General features: G+C 59.9%; 13 protein-coding genes. 7 read left to right on the plus strand and 6 right to left on the minus strand.

Going from position 1 to position 17682, the window contains the following annotated elements:
* Nucleotides 1-67: 67 nt before the first annotated feature.
* The 5 genes from JNB89_RS23810 to JNB89_RS23830 form a co-directional block, all read right to left on the minus strand.
* Entirely contained in the window at nucleotides 68-1237 is a 1170-nt protein-coding gene (locus JNB89_RS23810) for a substrate-binding protein (RefSeq protein WP_220363821.1), read from the minus strand.
* 55 nt (nucleotides 1238-1292) lie between these two features.
* Entirely contained in the window at nucleotides 1293-2183 is an 891-nt protein-coding gene (locus JNB89_RS23815; RefSeq protein ID WP_041729244.1) for a nitrilase family protein, read from the minus strand.
* 220 nt (nucleotides 2184-2403) lie between these two features.
* Nucleotides 2404-4833, minus strand: coding sequence for a flavin monoamine oxidase family protein (locus JNB89_RS23820; protein ID WP_220363822.1), 2430 nt, complete (start codon nucleotides 4831-4833; stop codon nucleotides 2404-2406).
* A gap of 395 nt (nucleotides 4834-5228) precedes the next feature.
* Nucleotides 5229-5705, minus strand: coding sequence for a hypothetical protein (locus JNB89_RS23825; protein WP_220363823.1), 477 nt, complete (start codon nucleotides 5703-5705; stop codon nucleotides 5229-5231).
* A 170-nt stretch (nucleotides 5706-5875) separates the two neighbouring features.
* A complete protein-coding gene (locus JNB89_RS23830) occupies nucleotides 5876-6868 on the minus strand; it encodes a GlxA family transcriptional regulator (RefSeq protein ID WP_218741337.1) in 993 nt (330 codons plus the stop codon).
* 561 nt (nucleotides 6869-7429) lie between these two features.
* Here JNB89_RS23830 and JNB89_RS23835 point away from each other — a divergent pair.
* Nucleotides 7430-7648 (plus strand): hypothetical protein, encoded by a 219-nt coding sequence (locus tag JNB89_RS23835; RefSeq protein ID WP_135892170.1) that lies wholly within the window; start codon nucleotides 7430-7432, stop codon nucleotides 7646-7648.
* 223 nt (nucleotides 7649-7871) lie between these two features.
* On the opposite strand, the gene JNB89_RS23840 is transcribed toward JNB89_RS23835, so the two are convergent.
* Nucleotides 7872-8867, minus strand: coding sequence for a GlxA family transcriptional regulator (locus tag JNB89_RS23840; protein WP_220363824.1), 996 nt, complete (start codon nucleotides 8865-8867; stop codon nucleotides 7872-7874).
* Nucleotides 8868-9175: 308 nt separating this feature from the next.
* Between JNB89_RS23840 and JNB89_RS23845 the strand changes: the two genes are divergently transcribed.
* From JNB89_RS23845 to JNB89_RS23870, 6 genes are all read left to right on the plus strand, one after another.
* Complete coding sequence (locus tag JNB89_RS23845; protein WP_220363825.1) at nucleotides 9176-10243, plus strand: acyltransferase family protein; 1068 nt, start codon at nucleotides 9176-9178, stop codon at nucleotides 10241-10243.
* On the plus strand, nucleotides 10240-11724 hold the full coding sequence (locus tag JNB89_RS23850) for a hypothetical protein (protein ID WP_220363826.1): 1485 nt from the start codon (nucleotides 10240-10242) through the stop codon (nucleotides 11722-11724). Before JNB89_RS23845 ends, JNB89_RS23850 begins: the two co-directional genes overlap by 4 nt.
* Nucleotides 11725-12297: 573 nt before the next feature.
* Nucleotides 12298-13680, plus strand: a complete 1383-nt coding sequence (locus tag JNB89_RS23855; RefSeq protein ID WP_220363827.1) for an undecaprenyl-phosphate glucose phosphotransferase — start codon at nucleotides 12298-12300, stop codon at nucleotides 13678-13680.
* 62 nt (nucleotides 13681-13742) lie between these two features.
* Nucleotides 13743-14915 (plus strand): polysaccharide biosynthesis/export family protein, encoded by a 1173-nt coding sequence (locus JNB89_RS23860; protein ID WP_220363828.1) that lies wholly within the window; start codon nucleotides 13743-13745, stop codon nucleotides 14913-14915.
* Nucleotides 14912-15349: a low molecular weight protein-tyrosine-phosphatase gene (locus JNB89_RS23865; RefSeq protein ID WP_220363829.1), complete on the plus strand. Its 438-nt coding sequence runs from the start codon at nucleotides 14912-14914 to the stop codon at nucleotides 15347-15349. The genes JNB89_RS23860 and JNB89_RS23865 overlap by 4 nt, the downstream gene beginning before the upstream one ends.
* A gap of 15 nt (nucleotides 15350-15364) precedes the next feature.
* Nucleotides 15365-17593: a polysaccharide biosynthesis tyrosine autokinase gene (locus JNB89_RS23870; protein WP_220363830.1), complete on the plus strand. Its 2229-nt coding sequence runs from the start codon at nucleotides 15365-15367 to the stop codon at nucleotides 17591-17593.
* Nucleotides 17594-17682 lie beyond the last annotated feature (89 nt).

The following is a 17682-nucleotide window of genomic DNA, read 5'->3' on the forward strand; positions in this document are numbered from 1 at the left end:
TCCGCCAGATCGCGGGGCATCGCGCGGCGGCGCCGCGCTCAGGCGAATGTCGTGTTGCCGGTAGCGCCTACTTGATGTTCGGGCACTGCGCACCCGGATCGACGTCCGGGAAAGTCTGCAGGATCTTCACCGAGCCGTCCGACTGGATCTGGCCGAGACGCATGGCGAGCGGCGTATGCCGGCTCTTGACCATTTCGATCTGACCGCGCGGACCATTGAACGATACCTGATCGAGTGCCTTGATGACCTTCGCGGAATCCGTCGAGCCTGCTTTTTCCACCGCGGCCTTGTAGAGGAAGAACGCCTCGTACTGCGGCTCGGAAAGCTCGTTCGGAGTCTTGACGTCCTTGCCGAAGCGCTTGTCCATCGCGGCGAGAAACTTCTTGTTCGCCGAGGTATCGATGCTCGTCAGATAGGAGCCCGACATATAAATGCCGGTGGCAACGTCGCCCATGCTCTTCGCCGTGCCTTCGTCGATGGCGAGGTTGCCGTACGGCAGCGTCAGGCCCGAGCCTTTCAACTGCTTGGCGAGCGACACGTTGGGCGCGCCGCCCGCGGTCGCGCTGATCAGCGCGTCCGGATGCGCGGCGCGGATCTTCGAGAGAATCGGCGTCCAGTCCGTGCCGTCGGTGGGCAGATACTCTTCACCTACCACCTTGCCGCCGTGCGCCTCGATGTATTTGCGCGTGAACTGCAGCATGCCGCGGCCGAATGCATAGTCGTTGCCGACCAGATAGAAAGTCTTCGCGCCCTTCGCCTTCGCGAAGTAGTCGACCACCGGTGCAACCTGCTGCTCGGGCACCCAGCCGTTGACGTACATCCACGGATTGCACGAACGTCCTTCGTAGAACGATGTGTAGATGAACGGCTTCTTGCCGCGCGCGACGATGGGCAGCGCCGCATTGCGCGCCGCGCTCGTTTCCATCGAGATGATCGCGTCCACGTTCTTCTGGAATACAAGCGTGTCGTACGCCTTTTGCGCACCGACCGCGCCCGATGCGTCGTCGGTGATCTCGAGCTGGACGGGCCGGCCGAGGATGCCGCCCGACGCGTTGATTTCATCGACGGCGAGTTGCGAGGCCTGCACCACCGCAGGCGCGACCACGCTGTTCGCACCGGACAGCCCGACCGCTACGCCGATGCGGATCGGCTCGGCGGCGAACACGCCTGCACCGGTCCCGGCGCCGGCGATTGCCGCGACGGCGGCAACCAAAAAGAATTTGATGACTGGTCTCATGATGTCCTTCGCAGTGGTTGTGAGTAAGGTGAAGCTGCCACGAGCGCGGTAGCCCTCAGGTCTGGAAAGCAGGCCAGCGCGCGCCCAGCATGGGGTCGTACACATCTGCGCGGCGATCGCGCAGCACGTGATTGAAAGCGTTGAGCGTACGTCCGGCGCGAGTACGCTTGACGTCGATGCTTGCGTACAGCACTTCTTCGCGGTCGGTGCTCGCGGGACCGGCGAGCGGCCAGCCGTCCCCGCCCACGATCAGGCTTTGACCGATGAAGAGTTGCCCGCGCTCGGTGCCGATGCGGTTCGCGCAGGCGATCGCCATGCCGTTGCTGTGCGCGGCCGCCATTGTCAGCGTGGCGGCCATTGCGGAGCGGTTTTCCGGCTGCGAGGGCATGGGCACCCAGTTGGTCGGCACGCACACGATGTCCGCGCCCTGCATGGCCGCGAGCCGGTAGGTTTCGGGAAACCAGCCGTCGTAGCAGATTGCAATCGCAATGCGGCCGAGCGGGGTGCCGAACACGGGCACGCCGCGATCGCCCGGTTCGAAAAAGCGGTTTTCGTTATTCCACAGATGCAGCTTGCGATAGATGCCAATGTGACCGGAAGGGCCGGTGAAGAGTGCCGAGTTATACAGGCGTTTGCCGGCGCGTTCGGCAATGCCCGTGACGATATGAATACCGAGGCGCTGTGCGGTATCGGCGAAGAGCCCGGCGGTTTCGCCATCGGGCAGACCTTCGGCCAGCGAGAATGCCTCGTCGCGGTCCGCGAACACGTAGCCGGTGGTCGCCAGTTCGGGCAGCACGACAAGCGACGCGCCTTGGCTCGCAGCGGTTTCCACATGCCGGATGAGGCGCGCCACGTTGGCGCGCTTGGCGCCGATGTGCGGCTCCATCTGCACGCACGCGATGACGAGTTCCTCCAGGCCGGGCTTTGCCAGGTCATAGTGCGACATTGCTGTTTTCGTCTCCCAAAACAAAAAGCCCCCTGACCAGCGTTGGAAACGCAAGTTAGGGGGCTGCATAGCCTTCCATGTAGCACGGCAACGTTGCCGTGTGCCGCCACGAACATCCATGACGACAGACTGGGAACGAATTTATGAAATCAAATTTCCCATGTCAAGCAATAAGGCCGCTCATAGGGAAAGCACTTGTTTTACGGCGGACCGTGCCTCGTTACAGCAACTCCTGATAGTACGGCGAATTCGGCGGCAGCTTGCCGCCCTGGCGGCGCACGAACTGCTGCACGCCGTGCGTTGCCGACGCCAGCGCGCCGCTTGCGAAGCCGCCCTCGAAGGTGAGTTCCTCGCCAATGGCAATTGCGCCGTCGCTCATTCGCAGCAGCGCCGCATACAACGTGCGCGTGTTGTCGAGCTGGTCCGGTCCGTCCATCTTGAACGCGCCCCACTGGTGACGCTCGAGGCCCCAGTGCGTGTACGCAATGCCGTCGCGGCTCTGCTCGACGACGTCGGCGAGATTGGCGAGCTTCTGATGAGCCGGGTTGTCCGGATCGCGCGAGGCCACGTCGCGAAGCGTCCGAACGTACAGATCCATCTGTTCGCGGCCCGTCATGCCGGCGACCTTCGTCGAGTTGTCGCCGAGGGTGTAGCTCGGATAGACCACTGCGCCGCCGTCGCTAGCCGGCACCACGTACGACTGCTGGAATAGTTCGTCTGCCTGGACGTTGCCGGGCAGATCGCGATCTTCCATCAGGTCCGCGGCGATCTTCACAGCCATCTTGGTGGCGCCCACCACGCGAGCGTCCTTGATGGCGGCAGCGAAATCTTCCGGCAACAGCGGCTCCGAACCCGCCTGTGGACCCGTGAGGCCAAGACGCACCGCCTCGCGTGGACCACCGGCGAAAAACAGTTCGTCGTACTGTTCGGTTTTCGTTTCGTTGCTGGTCTTGTCGAGCCACGTCACGTGATATTTGCCGTCGACTTTCTTGATGCTCGTGACTTCGGCGTTCAGTTGAATGGCATTCTGTTCGGCAAGCGATACCGCACCTTCCGGCAGACCTTCGCTGTCCTCGATCATCTTGTGCAGCGGCGCGTCCGCACCGTCGACGAGCGCAACGTGATCCTCCAGGCGCTCGTCGACGAGAAAGCGGAACTCCTCCAGAAAGCCCGTGCTGAAGTAGCCCGAATAGCCGCCCACGCCAATGCCGGTCGCGCCGAATGTGCGCCATTCGTCCCGGTTCCAGGTAATGCCTTTTTCCTGCAGCAGCGCCTTCAGGCCGGACTGGAACGTGTGGCTGTCGAACTTCTGCTTGGCATCGTCGCAAAGCTCGCGAAAACGCGCGGTGTCGCCCGCGTCGCGAGCCTCGCGAATCGGCGCGAGAAGCGGCTCGGTCATCGAGCGCATGACGTCTTCGGCAACCTTGCGCATCGTCGCGTTTTCCGGCGGTTCGCCCGGCTGCGCTTCATAGACCTTGCCGCCGATAATGTACGAAGTGGGCACCGAGCTCGAATTCGGAAACGGCACGTGCTCGAGCCCGTAGTGCTCGGCAATGCTCCAGTAGAAGTTGCCGCGCGTTGTGTGAAAACGCATGCCGCCTGGATGGTATGGCGTCGGGTCGCCTTCCCAGCGCCCGGAGGCAATCCGTCCGCCTATGTGGTCCGCCTGCTCGAGCACGTTCGGCTTCACACCGATGCGGTTCAGCGCATCCGCTGCCATGATGCCGGCCGGGCCCGCGCCGACCACGCAGACCTTGAGGTTCTCGGCCACGCCTTCCGGCAAGGTGCCGACCTGGCGATTGTTGTCCCACCAGAACCCGGTGTAGTCGTACATGTGATCGAGCGGCATGGTCATGCGCAGATCGGTGAAGCGGTCTTTCAGCAGCGCTTTCAGGTCTGCGTCGTCGCCCGCGGCCTTCATCGGCATCGCGAGCTTCTCGCGGGCCTCCGGCGTACACGAAGTGAGCAGTTTCGCGGCGAGCTCGGGCTTCATGAAAACCGCTGTGTGCTCGAGCCAGTCGCGCACCGGCGTGCGGGGCAGGTCGGGTGCGGCCTGGCGTGACGTATCGCCGAGAAGTTCGGACTGCTGTGCACCGAGCGTGTTGAGCACATCGCCCTGTTCGGCTTCGCAGAGCGCATGCCATTGCAGCGTCGTTTCAAGGTGCAGTTGCTCGCGCTGCGGTCCCGCTTCCATGCTCGCAAGCCGCGTCAGGTTCTTGTTCACCGCGGGGCCGAGCTTGTTGCGATCGCGCGGCCAGTCGCCCACCGGCTCCCTGAAGTAGCGGCCGACCGATTGCGGCGTGAGCGGCGGCAATGCGCGGCCAACGGTCGACAGCGTGTTGTCGCGAGCGAGCGCGCCTGAGCCGTTCGCCCGCAGATACTCGCCCATGAACTCCTTGCCGGATGGCCACTGGTTGCGCGAAGCCGGCGTGGCTGTGTCGGTCTTCGCTGCGGGCAGCGCCTGACGCGGGCGCGCCGTGGGTGCGGGCTCGCCCGATCCTTGCGCGCCGCGCGCCCGCGTGGCCGGCAGCCCCGGCACATGCGGCTGCGGTGTCGCCGCCGGTTTGGCGGGTTCAGAGGGAATACCGCCAGGCGGCGGCAGATGCGGGTTGCTACCTGATGCGGAGGAGCCTGGTTCGATAGTAGGCATGTTGTGTTCCCTGTTGAGTTGTCTCGCGTCACGACAGCGCGAATCGACCGGCTCCACAGCATGTGTGAGCGCAGGCCGGCGGCGCATAACGGATGAAAAGCGCGCGGCAAGCAATGCATGAAGTGCCAGGGGCGGACATCGCCGGAAAGCCGGATGCGGCGGCCGATAAGCGCCCGATAAGCGACCCATAAGCGGCCAATAAGCGACTGACATAGTCGAATGGCGAGTCCGGCCGCATGCGGCGGCGACGGCAGCGTTGCTGCGCGAACGTTGATACCGCTAGGAACGTTACTATCGCGGGCGCGGTCCGCGAGCAGGGAAGCGAATCGCGTGACGGAGAAACGAACAGGGAAGACTGAGTTGTCAGCGTTTGGCCATCTGTGTGGGCGAACGCATCACCGTGCGTTCGCCACACGTGGGAACACGAGCGTGCGGACGACTTCGTGGACGATGTCTTCTGCCGGGCGTTTGCCCGCCATTACCCATAGTCCGTTGAGCTGCGCCGGCAAGCGGCGCGCATCGCCCGAAAAGATCGCCACGTTCAGAACAGCGCCATGTCGAGCGCCGTGCATCGCGCGGTTCGCACCCACGCAGTTCCAGCAAAAGGAACCGAGTGCCGTGGCAGACGACCGCACAAGATGGATCACGACATCGACTGCATCGTTATCGGGATCGCGCATGATTTCCCACGCGAGGCGGCCGCCGAGCGTCGGTAGATTCTCGCCCCAGTGTCGCACTTCAAGTCTCTCGAAACCCCATAAACGCAGGCCGATAACAAGCGGCGACGCATTGGTGTAGATCCGGTTGCGCCGGTTGAGAACCTCGGCGTCCGAAGCATTGAATGAAGAGCGGCGGGTAGTCGGGTAGATCATGGTCGGAATGGCGGGATCGGTAACAGCCGGTGCTGCCGCTCAAGTTGCAAAGGGCAAGCTGCAAAAGCGAGTCGCAAAAGCGGGTTGCAAAAGCGGGTTGCAAGAGCGCGTTGCAAAAGCGGCGCAGCCGGTAATGGGCGAACAGAAGGTAGCGCAGTTGCTGCGCCCGCTCAGGACAGATTGGTCAGCGGGGCGCCTTTGCTCGTCCGATAGTCCGATGGCGTGGTTGCCAGGTACTTCCTGAATAGCTTGGCTAACTGACCGCCGCTGCCGATCCCGCAACGACGCGCAATCTTGTCGACGGGCAAGCGTGATTCCACCAGCATCCTGCAGCTCATGTTCAGGCGCGCACGCAGCAGATAGTCCGAAGGCGTCATGCCCATTTCGCTTTTGAAGCGCCGCAAAAAGTTGCGCTCGCTCATTGCGGCGACCTGCGCGGCGGCGTCAATCGAAATAGGGCGATCGACGTTCGCCTCGAGCCAGCGCACCGACGCCATGATCTTCTCGCTGACCTGGTGCGAGGCACGCGTCATGTCGTTGCTGAACGGCGTTCTGTGCTCCGGGGCGATAGACTGCGCGATCTGCCTCGCGAGGTCGGGCCCAAGATGTTCCTGGACCAGACGCAGTGCCGTGCTCACGGCTGTCGGCGCTTCGGTCAGCGAGCGCCTCGAATAGGGCTCATGCGCGTCCTGGTCGCCATACATGAGCGGGCAGTAGCGGCTTGGCAGCCCGGTTGCCTCGAGAAGCTGCCGCCCTTCGGCGATGGGGTGAACGATTTCGCTGAAAGGATGGCGCCGGCGCAGCCAACTGCTCAGACGTTCGTCGCGGCACGCCTGCTGCACGCCCGCACCGCCTGCAATGAACAGCAGATGGCGGTCGTTCGTGCCTCGGTGCGTCTCGACGCTGTCCGTCCAGACGAATACCGACGAAGAACTGGCGATCCGGCCGCCCGCGGCCGATAGCAATGAGATGTCGTAATACACGCGGCCGTTGCGCTGCGACGCTGTTAGCGCATTGGCTTTGTGAAAGACTTCGATGATGGCTGCTACTTTCGGCAACGCGAAACCGTTGAACAGTGCGATGTCGACATGCGCGACCTCTGTCTTGTGCGCTGACTCTGAATTTTGCGGCGTGCAGCGCGGTAGAGTTTCTATCAGCTCCATCTTTTTTCCCCGGAATATATCGGCCCGCAAAGCCTTCTGGCTCTGTCTTTAGTTGTTGTGAACCAATGCTATACGATCGGCTTGCAGTGAATTATTACATGGCTGAATCAGCCAACAAATTGGCCGTTGGCGACATCAACCGATACGAAATATGCATGGTGACGGCGCATTTATCCAACTCACATTCCTGACTTGGCCAATGAGAAGGCCAGGTGATTTTTTTTCAGGTTTTTTTCTGCGAAAGCGCGGCCTGTCTATATAGCACTCTTTGCGTCGATGCGCAGCAAATTTAGATATGTCGTGAGAAAGTTGCGGCAAATTACAACGTATTCGTGCATGGCTGTATGCGTCTTCAGTGTCGCGAAAAAACTTTGGAGCCGTTTTTGTGCGTACTCGGCGCGATTTGCACCTGAATAACGCACGTGGCGGGTCGCTCCGGGACGCAACGCCCCGCCCAGCGGCGAGTCCAGTACACAGCCGCCGCAGCAGCGCGCGCATTTTTTTTCGCAAACGATTGCGGAACAGACTAAATAAGTCGAGACGCCGGTCGTTAACGCAGCTATGCACAAACAATACATTCAGGCTATCGTCGATGCGGCCTGCGAGACCGCCGACGCCATCGTCGGCGCACGCGAGTGGAATACAATTGAAGACGCCACCGCTATGCACGAACTTATTTTCTGGGATATGATCGCCCGGAAGTTGCCGGATTTGAGCGCGGCAGAGCTGTTGGCAGCGCTCGAAATAAGCAACGGCAGGCGCGTTTCGCGCACGGGTTAGGCCGTTATTCGAATTGGATGGATTGCGAAGGCGCGAGAATGTGGCCTGATTGAAACAATGAAGTCAAGCCACTGCTATGTTATTCGTCACTTACACGCCATTGCAGAGGCGCTTTCCATTTCTATATATATTCTTATATTCGTCGCAGGTGTCACTGACACGAACTGACGGCGGCGCGAATCACATAGCCAATTAGCATGGCCCGAGGCAGGCCAACTTGCTGTCACGACGGGTTTCGCAGCCCTTGGCGCATCATCCGGTATTCGGTCGGCGTAGTGGAAAGGTGCTTGCGGAACAATTTGGCGAGCCGTCCGCCACTGCCGATTCCGCAGCGGCGCGCTATCTTGTCGACGGGCAGGCTCGTGCTCGCAAGCAGCTTGCAGCTCATTTCCAGTCGTACGTGAAGAAGATAGTCTGAAGGCGTGACGCCCATCTCGTTCTTGAAGCGCCGCAGGAAATTCCTCTCGCTCATGGCGGCGACCTGCGCTGCCGCTTCGATGGAAACAGGACGCGTGCCGTTGGCTTCCATCCATCTCGCCGAAGCCTGAATCTGTTCGCTGACGTGCGGCGCCGGCGTTGCACGAATGTGCGCATCCGTCTTGAGCCTCTGCCGCGGCGCGGCCCACTCTGCCACCTGGCGTGCGATATCCGCGCCGACGTCTTCTTCTACGATACGTAAAGCGATTTGCAGCGGACTCATCGAATGATCTATCGCGCGCGCGGCGCCTTTCAGCTCTGCGCGATGTTGTCCGTCCATTCGGCCGTTTCCGTCAGTCGTGAGGCCTGCCGCGTCGAGCAGCAAGCGACCTTCGGCGATAGCGTGAACGAGCGCGCTCGTCGGAAACACGCGTCGCAGCCATACAATCAGACGATCGTCGCGAAACGCTGTTGTCGCGCCAATACCGCCTGCGATAAAGAGCGCATGGAAGTTGTCGGTACGCCGTAGCGAATCGACGCCATCGGTCCAGATAAAGACCGACGACGAACTTGCTATACGTCCACCCGACGCCGACAGAAGAGAGACTTCGTAATGCGCACGCCCGGATTGATCCGGGTCACCCAATGCATTGGCCGATTGGAATACTTCGATGATGGACGCAACGTCCGGAAGCGCAAACCCATTGAAGAGTGCAACGCCAATGTGCTTCGCGCTGCCTTCATGTGTTGAGGACTGTGTATCAAGTGCGTTCTCGTGAGCTTCACCGCTGCGAGGCCCCATCGTCGTACGTTCCCGAAGATATGACTTTCTTGTTTTTTCGAAGTGTCTTCAATCGCTCGAACGCATGCTACCCAGTCTTTTTGTCGCCAATTGACGCGTGGCGGATTTCGCCAACATGTTGGCATCCGATGGTAAGTGTCGACCTGCGAATCTGATTGCAGGACCAACAGAACAAATGTGGCGGATTTCACCAAACGTTATGACGGAATTGATTCGAGGCCGATGCTAACATCGACCGCTTGAATCGCTAACCGTGCCGCGAGAAGCTGCGTTAATCGATCAACGTCATCTGACAGTCGGGAGCTCACATGTTGTATTCGGTGCAGGTATTGCGCGCCTTGGCGGCTGTCCTTGTCGTTGTCTGCCACGCTATACACAAGCAAGGGCAGATCTCGGGCACGGGCGCAACGTGGGAGTTCGGCGGCTCGGGAGTGGATCTGTTCTTTATTATTTCCGGCTTCATCATGTGCTACGTCACGATGAACCGGCAGGTTACCGCGCGCGATTTTCTCAAGGCCCGAGTACTTAGAATCGTCCCGCTGTATTGGACGTTGTCGCTGGTCGCGCTGGCTGTCTATCTTGCGAATCCGGCAATAGTGAACAGTAGCGGCGGTACGACGACCATAGTCAATTCCTTCACGCTTATTCCAACCGGCGACAAGTTCCTCATCCAGACCGGCTGGACGTTGAGCTATGAGTTTCTGTTCTATCTTGTGTTCGCCGCGTCGTTGAGCTTTGCTATGGGCAGGCGTCTCGCTTTTACGTGTGGGGCGTTGCTCGTTCTGGTTGCAGGCGGCGTGCTGCTGAGTCCCTCCAATCCCACATTGAAATTCGTGACTTCGCCTTTGTTGCTCGAGTTCGTCATGGGCATTGCCGCGTATCTCTACGTGCGTGAAGAATCCAGACTGTTGCCGTTGAGCGTCGCGCTGGTCGCGGGCGGCATACTCGCTCTTTGTGTGATGCCGCCCGCCATCACCGCCGATGCGCGAGTAATCAGTTACGGTTTGCCCTTCATGATGATCTTTGCCGGCCTGGTGAAGATGGAACTGCTGGTTCGCCAGGCGTGCGAGACGATTCCCGGCAGACTTGCTACCGCCATAGGCGCAGCATCGTATTCACTCTATCTCGCCCATCCTTTCGCACTGGCCGCCGCTGCGATGATCGTGAAAAGGAGCGGCATCCAGCACTACCCGGTGCTTAGCGTCGCCATCCTCGTTGCGAGTGCATTGGTAGCCGGCTACGCCTGCTTCTCGCTGATTGAAGTCAATCTGAACCGATGGATCAAGAGCGCTTCGCGCAAACGTACTGCACGGCTTTCCAAAACGGTACATGAAGCGGTGGAGCAGCCAAAGACAACCCGGACGTGGCCACAATGATCGCGATCAAATCGAGCGGGCGTACGCCCGCGCCGCCGAACAGTCTGAAAGCAGGATGGCTCGCTCTGATCGCCGGAGCAGTGAGTGCCATAGTACTGGTGGTACTTTATACGGCACGCGCGCATACGTTGACTATCATTCTGAACGGCATTCTGATCGCGCTCATTTTGTCGATTAAGCCGCGCAATCCGACAGTCCGGTGGTTCCGGGTCTTTCTTCTGTTCTTTTTTGGCGTCTTCCCGCTTTGGCAATTGCTGGTTGGGGATGAGATCTATCTGAAGCTGTTTCCTCAGGACAGCGCACCCGTGGTCGCATGGTACCTGTTGAGTATCGCAGGGATTGCGTTGACCAAGATCGCTCTGGACATCAATGGGAAAGCGTTGACTCAATGGACCGCGCCCACGGATACAACGGCGAGAGCAGGAGGGCTCGCCTATCTGTTTGCGGCACTTTCGTTGTGTGCGCTGGCGTTCATGTATGTGAAGCTCGGCGGCTATTCGCATGTCGTGCAGCTCTACAACACTCGTGTGGAGAGCAATGGAACCGACTACGATCCATTTCGTGGGCTGGGTGTGATCCAGGCTTTCGCCAACACATCGCCGCTTTGGGTGTTCGTTTGTCTCACCATGCGCAGGCGCCGGAATGTACTCTTTACAACGATCGCATTCGTGCAACTGGGCGCCTTGGGGTGGCTTTCCGCAGGCGTGGCAGGTAGCCGCCAGGGAATTGTATTCGTGCTCGTGTTTGCGCTCTTCATCTATCACGGCTTTGTCAAACCTATCAGCGCGAAAAAGGCGCGCACCTTCGGCATCGGGGTGGCGCTCACAGGCATTCTGCTCATACCGTTGAAGCTCGGTCTGGGCTATTCGGATCTCGCCAGGTTGCCGCAACGCTTTGCAGAACAGCGCGATCTGGAAGTGAGCATGGGACCGCTGAGCGCGTTCCTGTTTCGCGATCTATCGCGCTTCGACGTACAGGCCGTCGCCATCAACGAGGTAGAAAAACCAGCCTACGACCTCGCAATGGGCCGCAGTTTTGCCGGCGCGCTCGCGTCAATTGTTCCGAGCGCACTATGGCACGACAAGCCCGAGACGTTCGCGCAGGAAAAGAGCGAGATCGTGCGGGCACTCGAGCGCGGCACGATGGATAAGACCACCTTGCTGTTCGGCATGCCGGGCGAGTTCCTGATCAACTTTGGGCTGGCGGGATTCGTGCTGTCGTTTGCGATACCAGTCTGGCTTCTCGTCACGCTCAACCGCGTGGGACGGCATTCGTCGAGATGGACGGCGCTTCGAACGGTGCTATGGCCTTTGCCGTTCCTGTTCTTCCTGTTCGATTCGAATGTGCTTGTCTACTACGTCGTTCGCTGGGTCGTGCTGTTCGGTGTGCCAATGGGCTTTGCATTGAAATGGCCCGGTGGCAAACGGGCGCCTTCTATCTCACGCGAAATGCATGATATTGCCATTAGCGCAAAGCCGTGATTATTGCGCAAGCGCTACATCGAAACCGGCTGCCCGCTCGAAAACAATTCATAAAAAAGTGACCCGACGCGGCGGGCAATGAAGCGGTAATCAATCTGTCACGTTCTTTTTTCCTCTCCAATCACCCCCGCACTGTCACCGTCGCGCTGCGCATGCACGTGTCGGGCTTGCTGCTGCAACGTACGTCCCATGCAGGTGCCGCTATCGCGTCGATCAACGCTCGCGAGGCTTTATGCATCACGATGACGCGGCTTTCTCCGAGTTGCTTGTTTCCGCCAACACTGTGTTCGTATCGGACGCGGATTAATTGGCGTTCATTGCTCCGAATATGATCCGTTTCATCAAACGCAATTGCATTTAATCTGGCGATCCGGCATTAAAGAAGTGCAAACGAATTTCTGCGGTAATTCATGCGCGCGCAACGATAAAGCGAGTTGCGCCTGATTGCCGCGATCTGGAGAAGATCACTTCACGCCTTGCATTCGCGTTGCACTCACGTCGCATTCAGACACGACACGCAGTGCTGCGTGACTTTAATCGCCGACATGGTTACCGCCCATCTGGAGAGGCCCGATGAAGATCGTTCTTGCTCGACTCTGCGATATCGCGATGACACTACTGGGCGCTGCAATTGCAGCGCGACTCTGCTTCGGCGAGGCCGTGCCGCATCCTCTGCTGCATTGCTTCAGCGCTGTGATGGTGGTGGCACTCGTTGCAATGGCGTTTCCGGGCTATTCCATTTATCTGTCGTGGCGCGGACGGCCGCTTCGGCCGCTGTTTCTGCGCGTGCTGGCTGCGTGGTTTTCGGTGCAGGCACTGGCTTGCGCGCTGGTGTTTCTGCTAGGCGGTATCCACACGTTGTCCGGCCGCTGGCTGCTCGTGTGGACACTGCTTACCGCAGTACTGCTGGTAGCCACCCGAATGGCCGTGTACTCGATGCTGCGCCGGTACCGTCACGCCGGTCACGACTTGCGGCACGTTTCGGTTATTGGCCATGGACGCTATTTCGACCGCGTATCGCGCGACACAGACGGAAACGCCGCCGCAGGCTTCAAGGTTGTCGACGTCGTGAAACTGGCTGCTGTCAGCGCGGATGCGGACCAATCGGCCGTTGACCATGATATCGACGCACTGAGGCGGGTCCACGATTCAATTGAGGCCAACGCAATTCGGGAAGTCTGGCTGGCACTGCCCATGACAGCGGAAGCATCGCTGCAGCGCTGCGTTGACGCATTGCGCGGTACGCTGATCGATCTGCGTCTGCTGCCGGACGTGGACGCGCTTGGCGTTCAGGAGCATGGAGGCGCACTCGCGTTCATTGGCCGGCCCGCAATCAGCCTGTCGCCCGTGGCGCTGCCGCGTGAGGCAATCACCGGCAAGGAAGTATTCGACCGCGTGTTCGCAGCGCTCGCGCTGCTTGCGCTGTCGCCATTGATGCTGGGCATTGCGCTATGCGTGAAATGTTCGTCGCCGGGTCCGGTCTTTTTCCGGCAACGCCGCAAGGGGCTGAACGGCCAGACGTTCTCTATCTACAAGTTCAGGTCCATGCGGCTTCACGCGCCCGAACATGGCGTGGTCAAGCAGGCCACGCGTGACGATCCACGCATCACGCGGGTTGGACGCTTCCTGCGTCGTACCAGTCTGGACGAACTACCGCAGTTCATCAATGTGCTGCGCGGCGAAATGTCCGTGGTTGGGCCGCGTCCTCATGCGATCGAACATGACGAACTTTACCGGACACTGATTAGCGGCTACATGGACCGCTACCGCATCAAGCCTGGCATCACCGGATGGGCGCAAGTAAACGGTCACCGTGGCGAGACCGAACGCGTCGAGAAAATGGCCGCCCGGGTCGAACATGATCTCTATTACCTGCGCCATTGGTCGTTCGCATTGGACTTGCGAATTGTCGTTGCCACGATTCTGCGCGGCTTTGTCGGCCATCAGGCGTACTGAAGCGCGGCACGAGGCGCGAGCGGCTGCGGGAATTGCTATCAAACGAGTTGGAAAGGGGATGTATGCCGAAGCGGGATAAACAGATTGCGCGTGCAGCGGGCAATCGTCAGTCGGGACGTGCGCTGTTCAACGCAGTAGCGCTAGCGCTTCCCGTTGTGTTGGCGGGATGCGCTGCCGCGCCCGGAATGAAGATGGCCAAGCCCGCCACCATCGCGGTCTCTCATGATGCACAGGCGCGCGCCGAAGCGGCGCCGGTGCCGATCGTCAACATCGACGCCACGCTGATTCATCAGCTGCGGGTTACTCGCAGCAAGGATATCGATCAGGCAGTGCGCGAACTGTCCACCAAACCGTCGCCGTATGTGGTTGGAGCGGGGGATGTACTGCAGATCACGGTTTGGGATCATCCGGAACTGGCCGTTGCACAAGGTGCGCCGGGACAGGCCGCGACGCGCACGTCCGACCCGGTACCAGGATTTGTGGTGGACCAGCGCGGCAATCTGCAATTCCCTTACGCGGGAACGCTGCACGCAGCAGGAATGACGACGGACCAGATTCAGCAGGCACTCGCGCTGCGTTTGACGAAGGCATTCCTCAATCCGCAAGTGACGGTGCGCATGGCCTCGTTTCGTGCGAGACAGGTTTTTGTGGACGGTGAAGTGCATGCGCCTGGTGCGCAGCCGCTGAACGACATCCCAATGACGCTCTATGACGCAGTGAGCCGCGCGGGAGGCTTCTCGTCGACAGCGGATCAAAGCCGGCTGGTTCTCGTTCGCGACGGCCGCTCGTATCCGCTTGACATGACCTCCATGTTCGAGGGTGGCTTCAATCCAGCGAAGATCATTCTGCGCGATGGCGACCTGCTGCGCGTGCGCGCGCGCGACGACAGCGGCGTGTACGTGATGGGTGAAGTGTCGAAGCCGTCGACCGCGCTTCCCATGCGTGACGGCACGCTATCGCTTAGCGAGGCCATTTCGCAGGCCGGCAGCATCAACAGCAATTCCGCCGATCCATCGGAAGTCTACGTAATACGCGATTCATTGAGCGCAAGCCCACAGGTCTATCACCTCGACGCAAAGTCGCCGGTGTCGATGGTGCTCGCCAATCAGTTCGCGTTGCAACCGCACGACATCGTCTACGTGGACGGTAACGGTTTGGTGCGCTTTAGCCGCGTGCTGAACCTCTTGCTGCCCGCGGTTAATGCGGCACTTTACGGAGCGATTGCCGGGAAATGATCAGAAGCATGCTGGTGGTTTGCGTCGGCAATATTTGTCGAAGCCCGATGGCCGAGTACCTGCTGCGCCGTGAACTCGAGGGAATCGCGGTCACATCGGCAGGACTGGACGCATTGGCGGGATATGCCGCAGATCCTGCTGCGGTTCAGGTCTGTGCTGAGAACGGACTGGACATTACTCAGCATCGTGCACGCCAGTTGAATGCTGCACTGGTGAGCGCAAGCGACCTGATATTAACGATGGAAGATGCGCACAGGCAGGAAATCATGCGCAGGCACCCGTCGGCCCGAGGCAAGGTGTTCCGGATCGGTGACGCGCACGACTTCGATGTTCCCGATCCTTACCGCAAACCGCTCTCGCATTTCTACGGGGTCTACGAGTTGATCGCTCGTGGTGCCGCATCCTGGACATCGCGCATTAAGGCACTCGCTTAAAGAGACGTTGACACGATGAACAATAGAATTGATATGACCGTGGGTGATCCAGTCGATGACGATGCCGACCTGATCCGTTACGTGGACGTGCTGGTCGGCAGCCGGTGGTTGATTGCCGGTATTTGCGCAGTGATCCTCGCGATCGGAGTCGCGTACGCGTTTCTGGCTCGCCCGAATTACGAAGCCAACATCATGATTCAGGTGGAGGAAGACAATCCGACCAGCGCTACGTCGCTCCTCGGCGATGTTTCCTCGCTTTTCGACGTGAAGACGCAGGCGGAAGGAGAAGTCGAGATCCTGCAGTCACGCGCGGTGGTCGATCAGGCCGTGAACGATCTTCGTCTTTATATCGACGCCGCGCCGCGCCGTTTTCCGCTGATCGGCTGGTTGATAGCCGATCACGATAAATCGCTCTCCAATCCGGGCCTGTTTGGTATGGGCGGTTTCTGTTGGGGAGGCGAATCGATCTCTGTCGAGCAATTCGAGGTGCCGTCTGATCTGGTGGGAAAACGCTTCAAGCTCACGCTGCTCGACAACAACCGTTTTCGCGTAACGCAGTCGGATCTGGACGCGCCGATAGAAGGCGTGGTAGGGGAGCCGGTTGTTTCCAACCAGAGCATTGGCCAGTTCCGCCTGCTGGTTTCGCACGTCAGCGGTAAGCCCGGCGCAGTATTCTCGCTCACCCGATACTCGAAGCTGCTGACACTGGAAGCGTTGCAAAAAAAGTTGACCGTCGAGCAGAAGGGCAAGCAGAGCGACATCATTACCGCATCTCTACGCGGAAGGGACCCGCAACAGATCACGGCGATCCTCAATTCGCTAGGCAGCGCCTATGTCGCGCAGAACATCAAGCGCAAAGCGGCGGAGGCCGACAAGTCGGCGGCGTTTCTGGAGGGCCTGCTGCCTGGTCTGAAGCATGACGTGGAGCAGGCCGAGCAACGCTACAACGCTTTTCGCAACTCGAAGGGCACGTACGATCTCGGCCTTGAAGCGCAAACGCTTCTCCAGGAGACGGTCGCGTGGCAGACCAATCTGTTGACGTTGCAGCAGAAACGCGCGGAACTCTCCAGCGGCTATTCGCCGGATCACCCTTCGGTGCGCGCGGTCGAGCAGCAGATTGCTGCCATGAAGGCGCGACTTCAGGCAGTGGACGGGCGGATGAAGTCACTGCCTAATCTGGAACAGGGCACGGTCGCGTTGATGCGTGACGTACAGGTGAACACCGACGTTTACCTTGGCGCGCTGAACAATCTGCAGCAATTGAAACTGGTGTCCGCCGGCAAGGTGGGCAATGTCCGCCAGGTCGATACCGCACGTGTTCCGGAAGAACCTGTACAACCGAAAAAGCCCTTGGTAATCGGACTGGCGTTGATAGCCGGCCTGATGATCGGTGTCGCAACGGCCTTTGCACGCGAGCATTTTTACGGCGGCATTACGGACGTCCAGGATATCGAGCGCTATGCGGGCCTGAATGTCTATGGTGCGATTCCTTACTCGGCCGAGCAGCGCACGCTGGACGAAGCGATTCGCACTCGCCGTTCGGGCCTCGCATTGCTGGCTGCAGCTCGGCCCGACGAACCCTCCATTGAAAGTTTGCGCAGTCTGCGTACCGCATTGCGTTTTGCGATGCTTGACGCGCCCAATAATCGCCTCCTGCTCACAGGTCCCGGTCCAGGTGTAGGCAAATCGTTCATCGCCTCGAATCTGGCCGCGATTATGGCAAGCAGCGACAAGCGCGTGATACTCGTTGACGCCGACATGAGGCGCGGTTACCTCAATCAGTACTTCGGCGTTTCGCGGGGGAAGGGGCTGTCGAACGTACTGTCGGGGGAGGCGACGCTCGACGAGGTGATCCGGCGCGATGTGGCGGAAGGACTCGATCTGATCACCACCGGCAGCATTCCGCCGAACGCGGCCGAACTGTTGATGAGCGAAACCATGAGCCGGCTCATGGAACGTCTGAGCGAGCGCTACGACCTGGTGGTGATCGACGCGCCACCGGTACTCGCCGTTGCCGACGCCGGCATTATCGCCGGCAATGCCGTCACCACGTTCCTTATCGCACGTTTTCAGCGCACGGTGATCGGTGAGCTCACCGAAAGCGCGCGGCACTTGCAGCGGGCCAACGCAACGTTGAAAGGCGTGATCTTCAACGCGGTCGACGCACGTGCGTTTGGTTATCGCTCGAAGTACGGCTCGTATCGCTATGTCGCATATCGCTATGACCGCAAATTGACGAAATGATCCCGATGCAGCCTCGTTTTCTCGCGCTCTTGCGAGGGCTGCACTGTATTCGAGTCGGTTGGCTTTTTATCCGGTTTCTGTTGGCTGCG

This window comes from Paraburkholderia phenoliruptrix (genome assembly GCF_019511605.1).
Classification (GTDB): domain Bacteria; phylum Pseudomonadota; class Gammaproteobacteria; order Burkholderiales; family Burkholderiaceae; genus Paraburkholderia; species Paraburkholderia phenoliruptrix_A.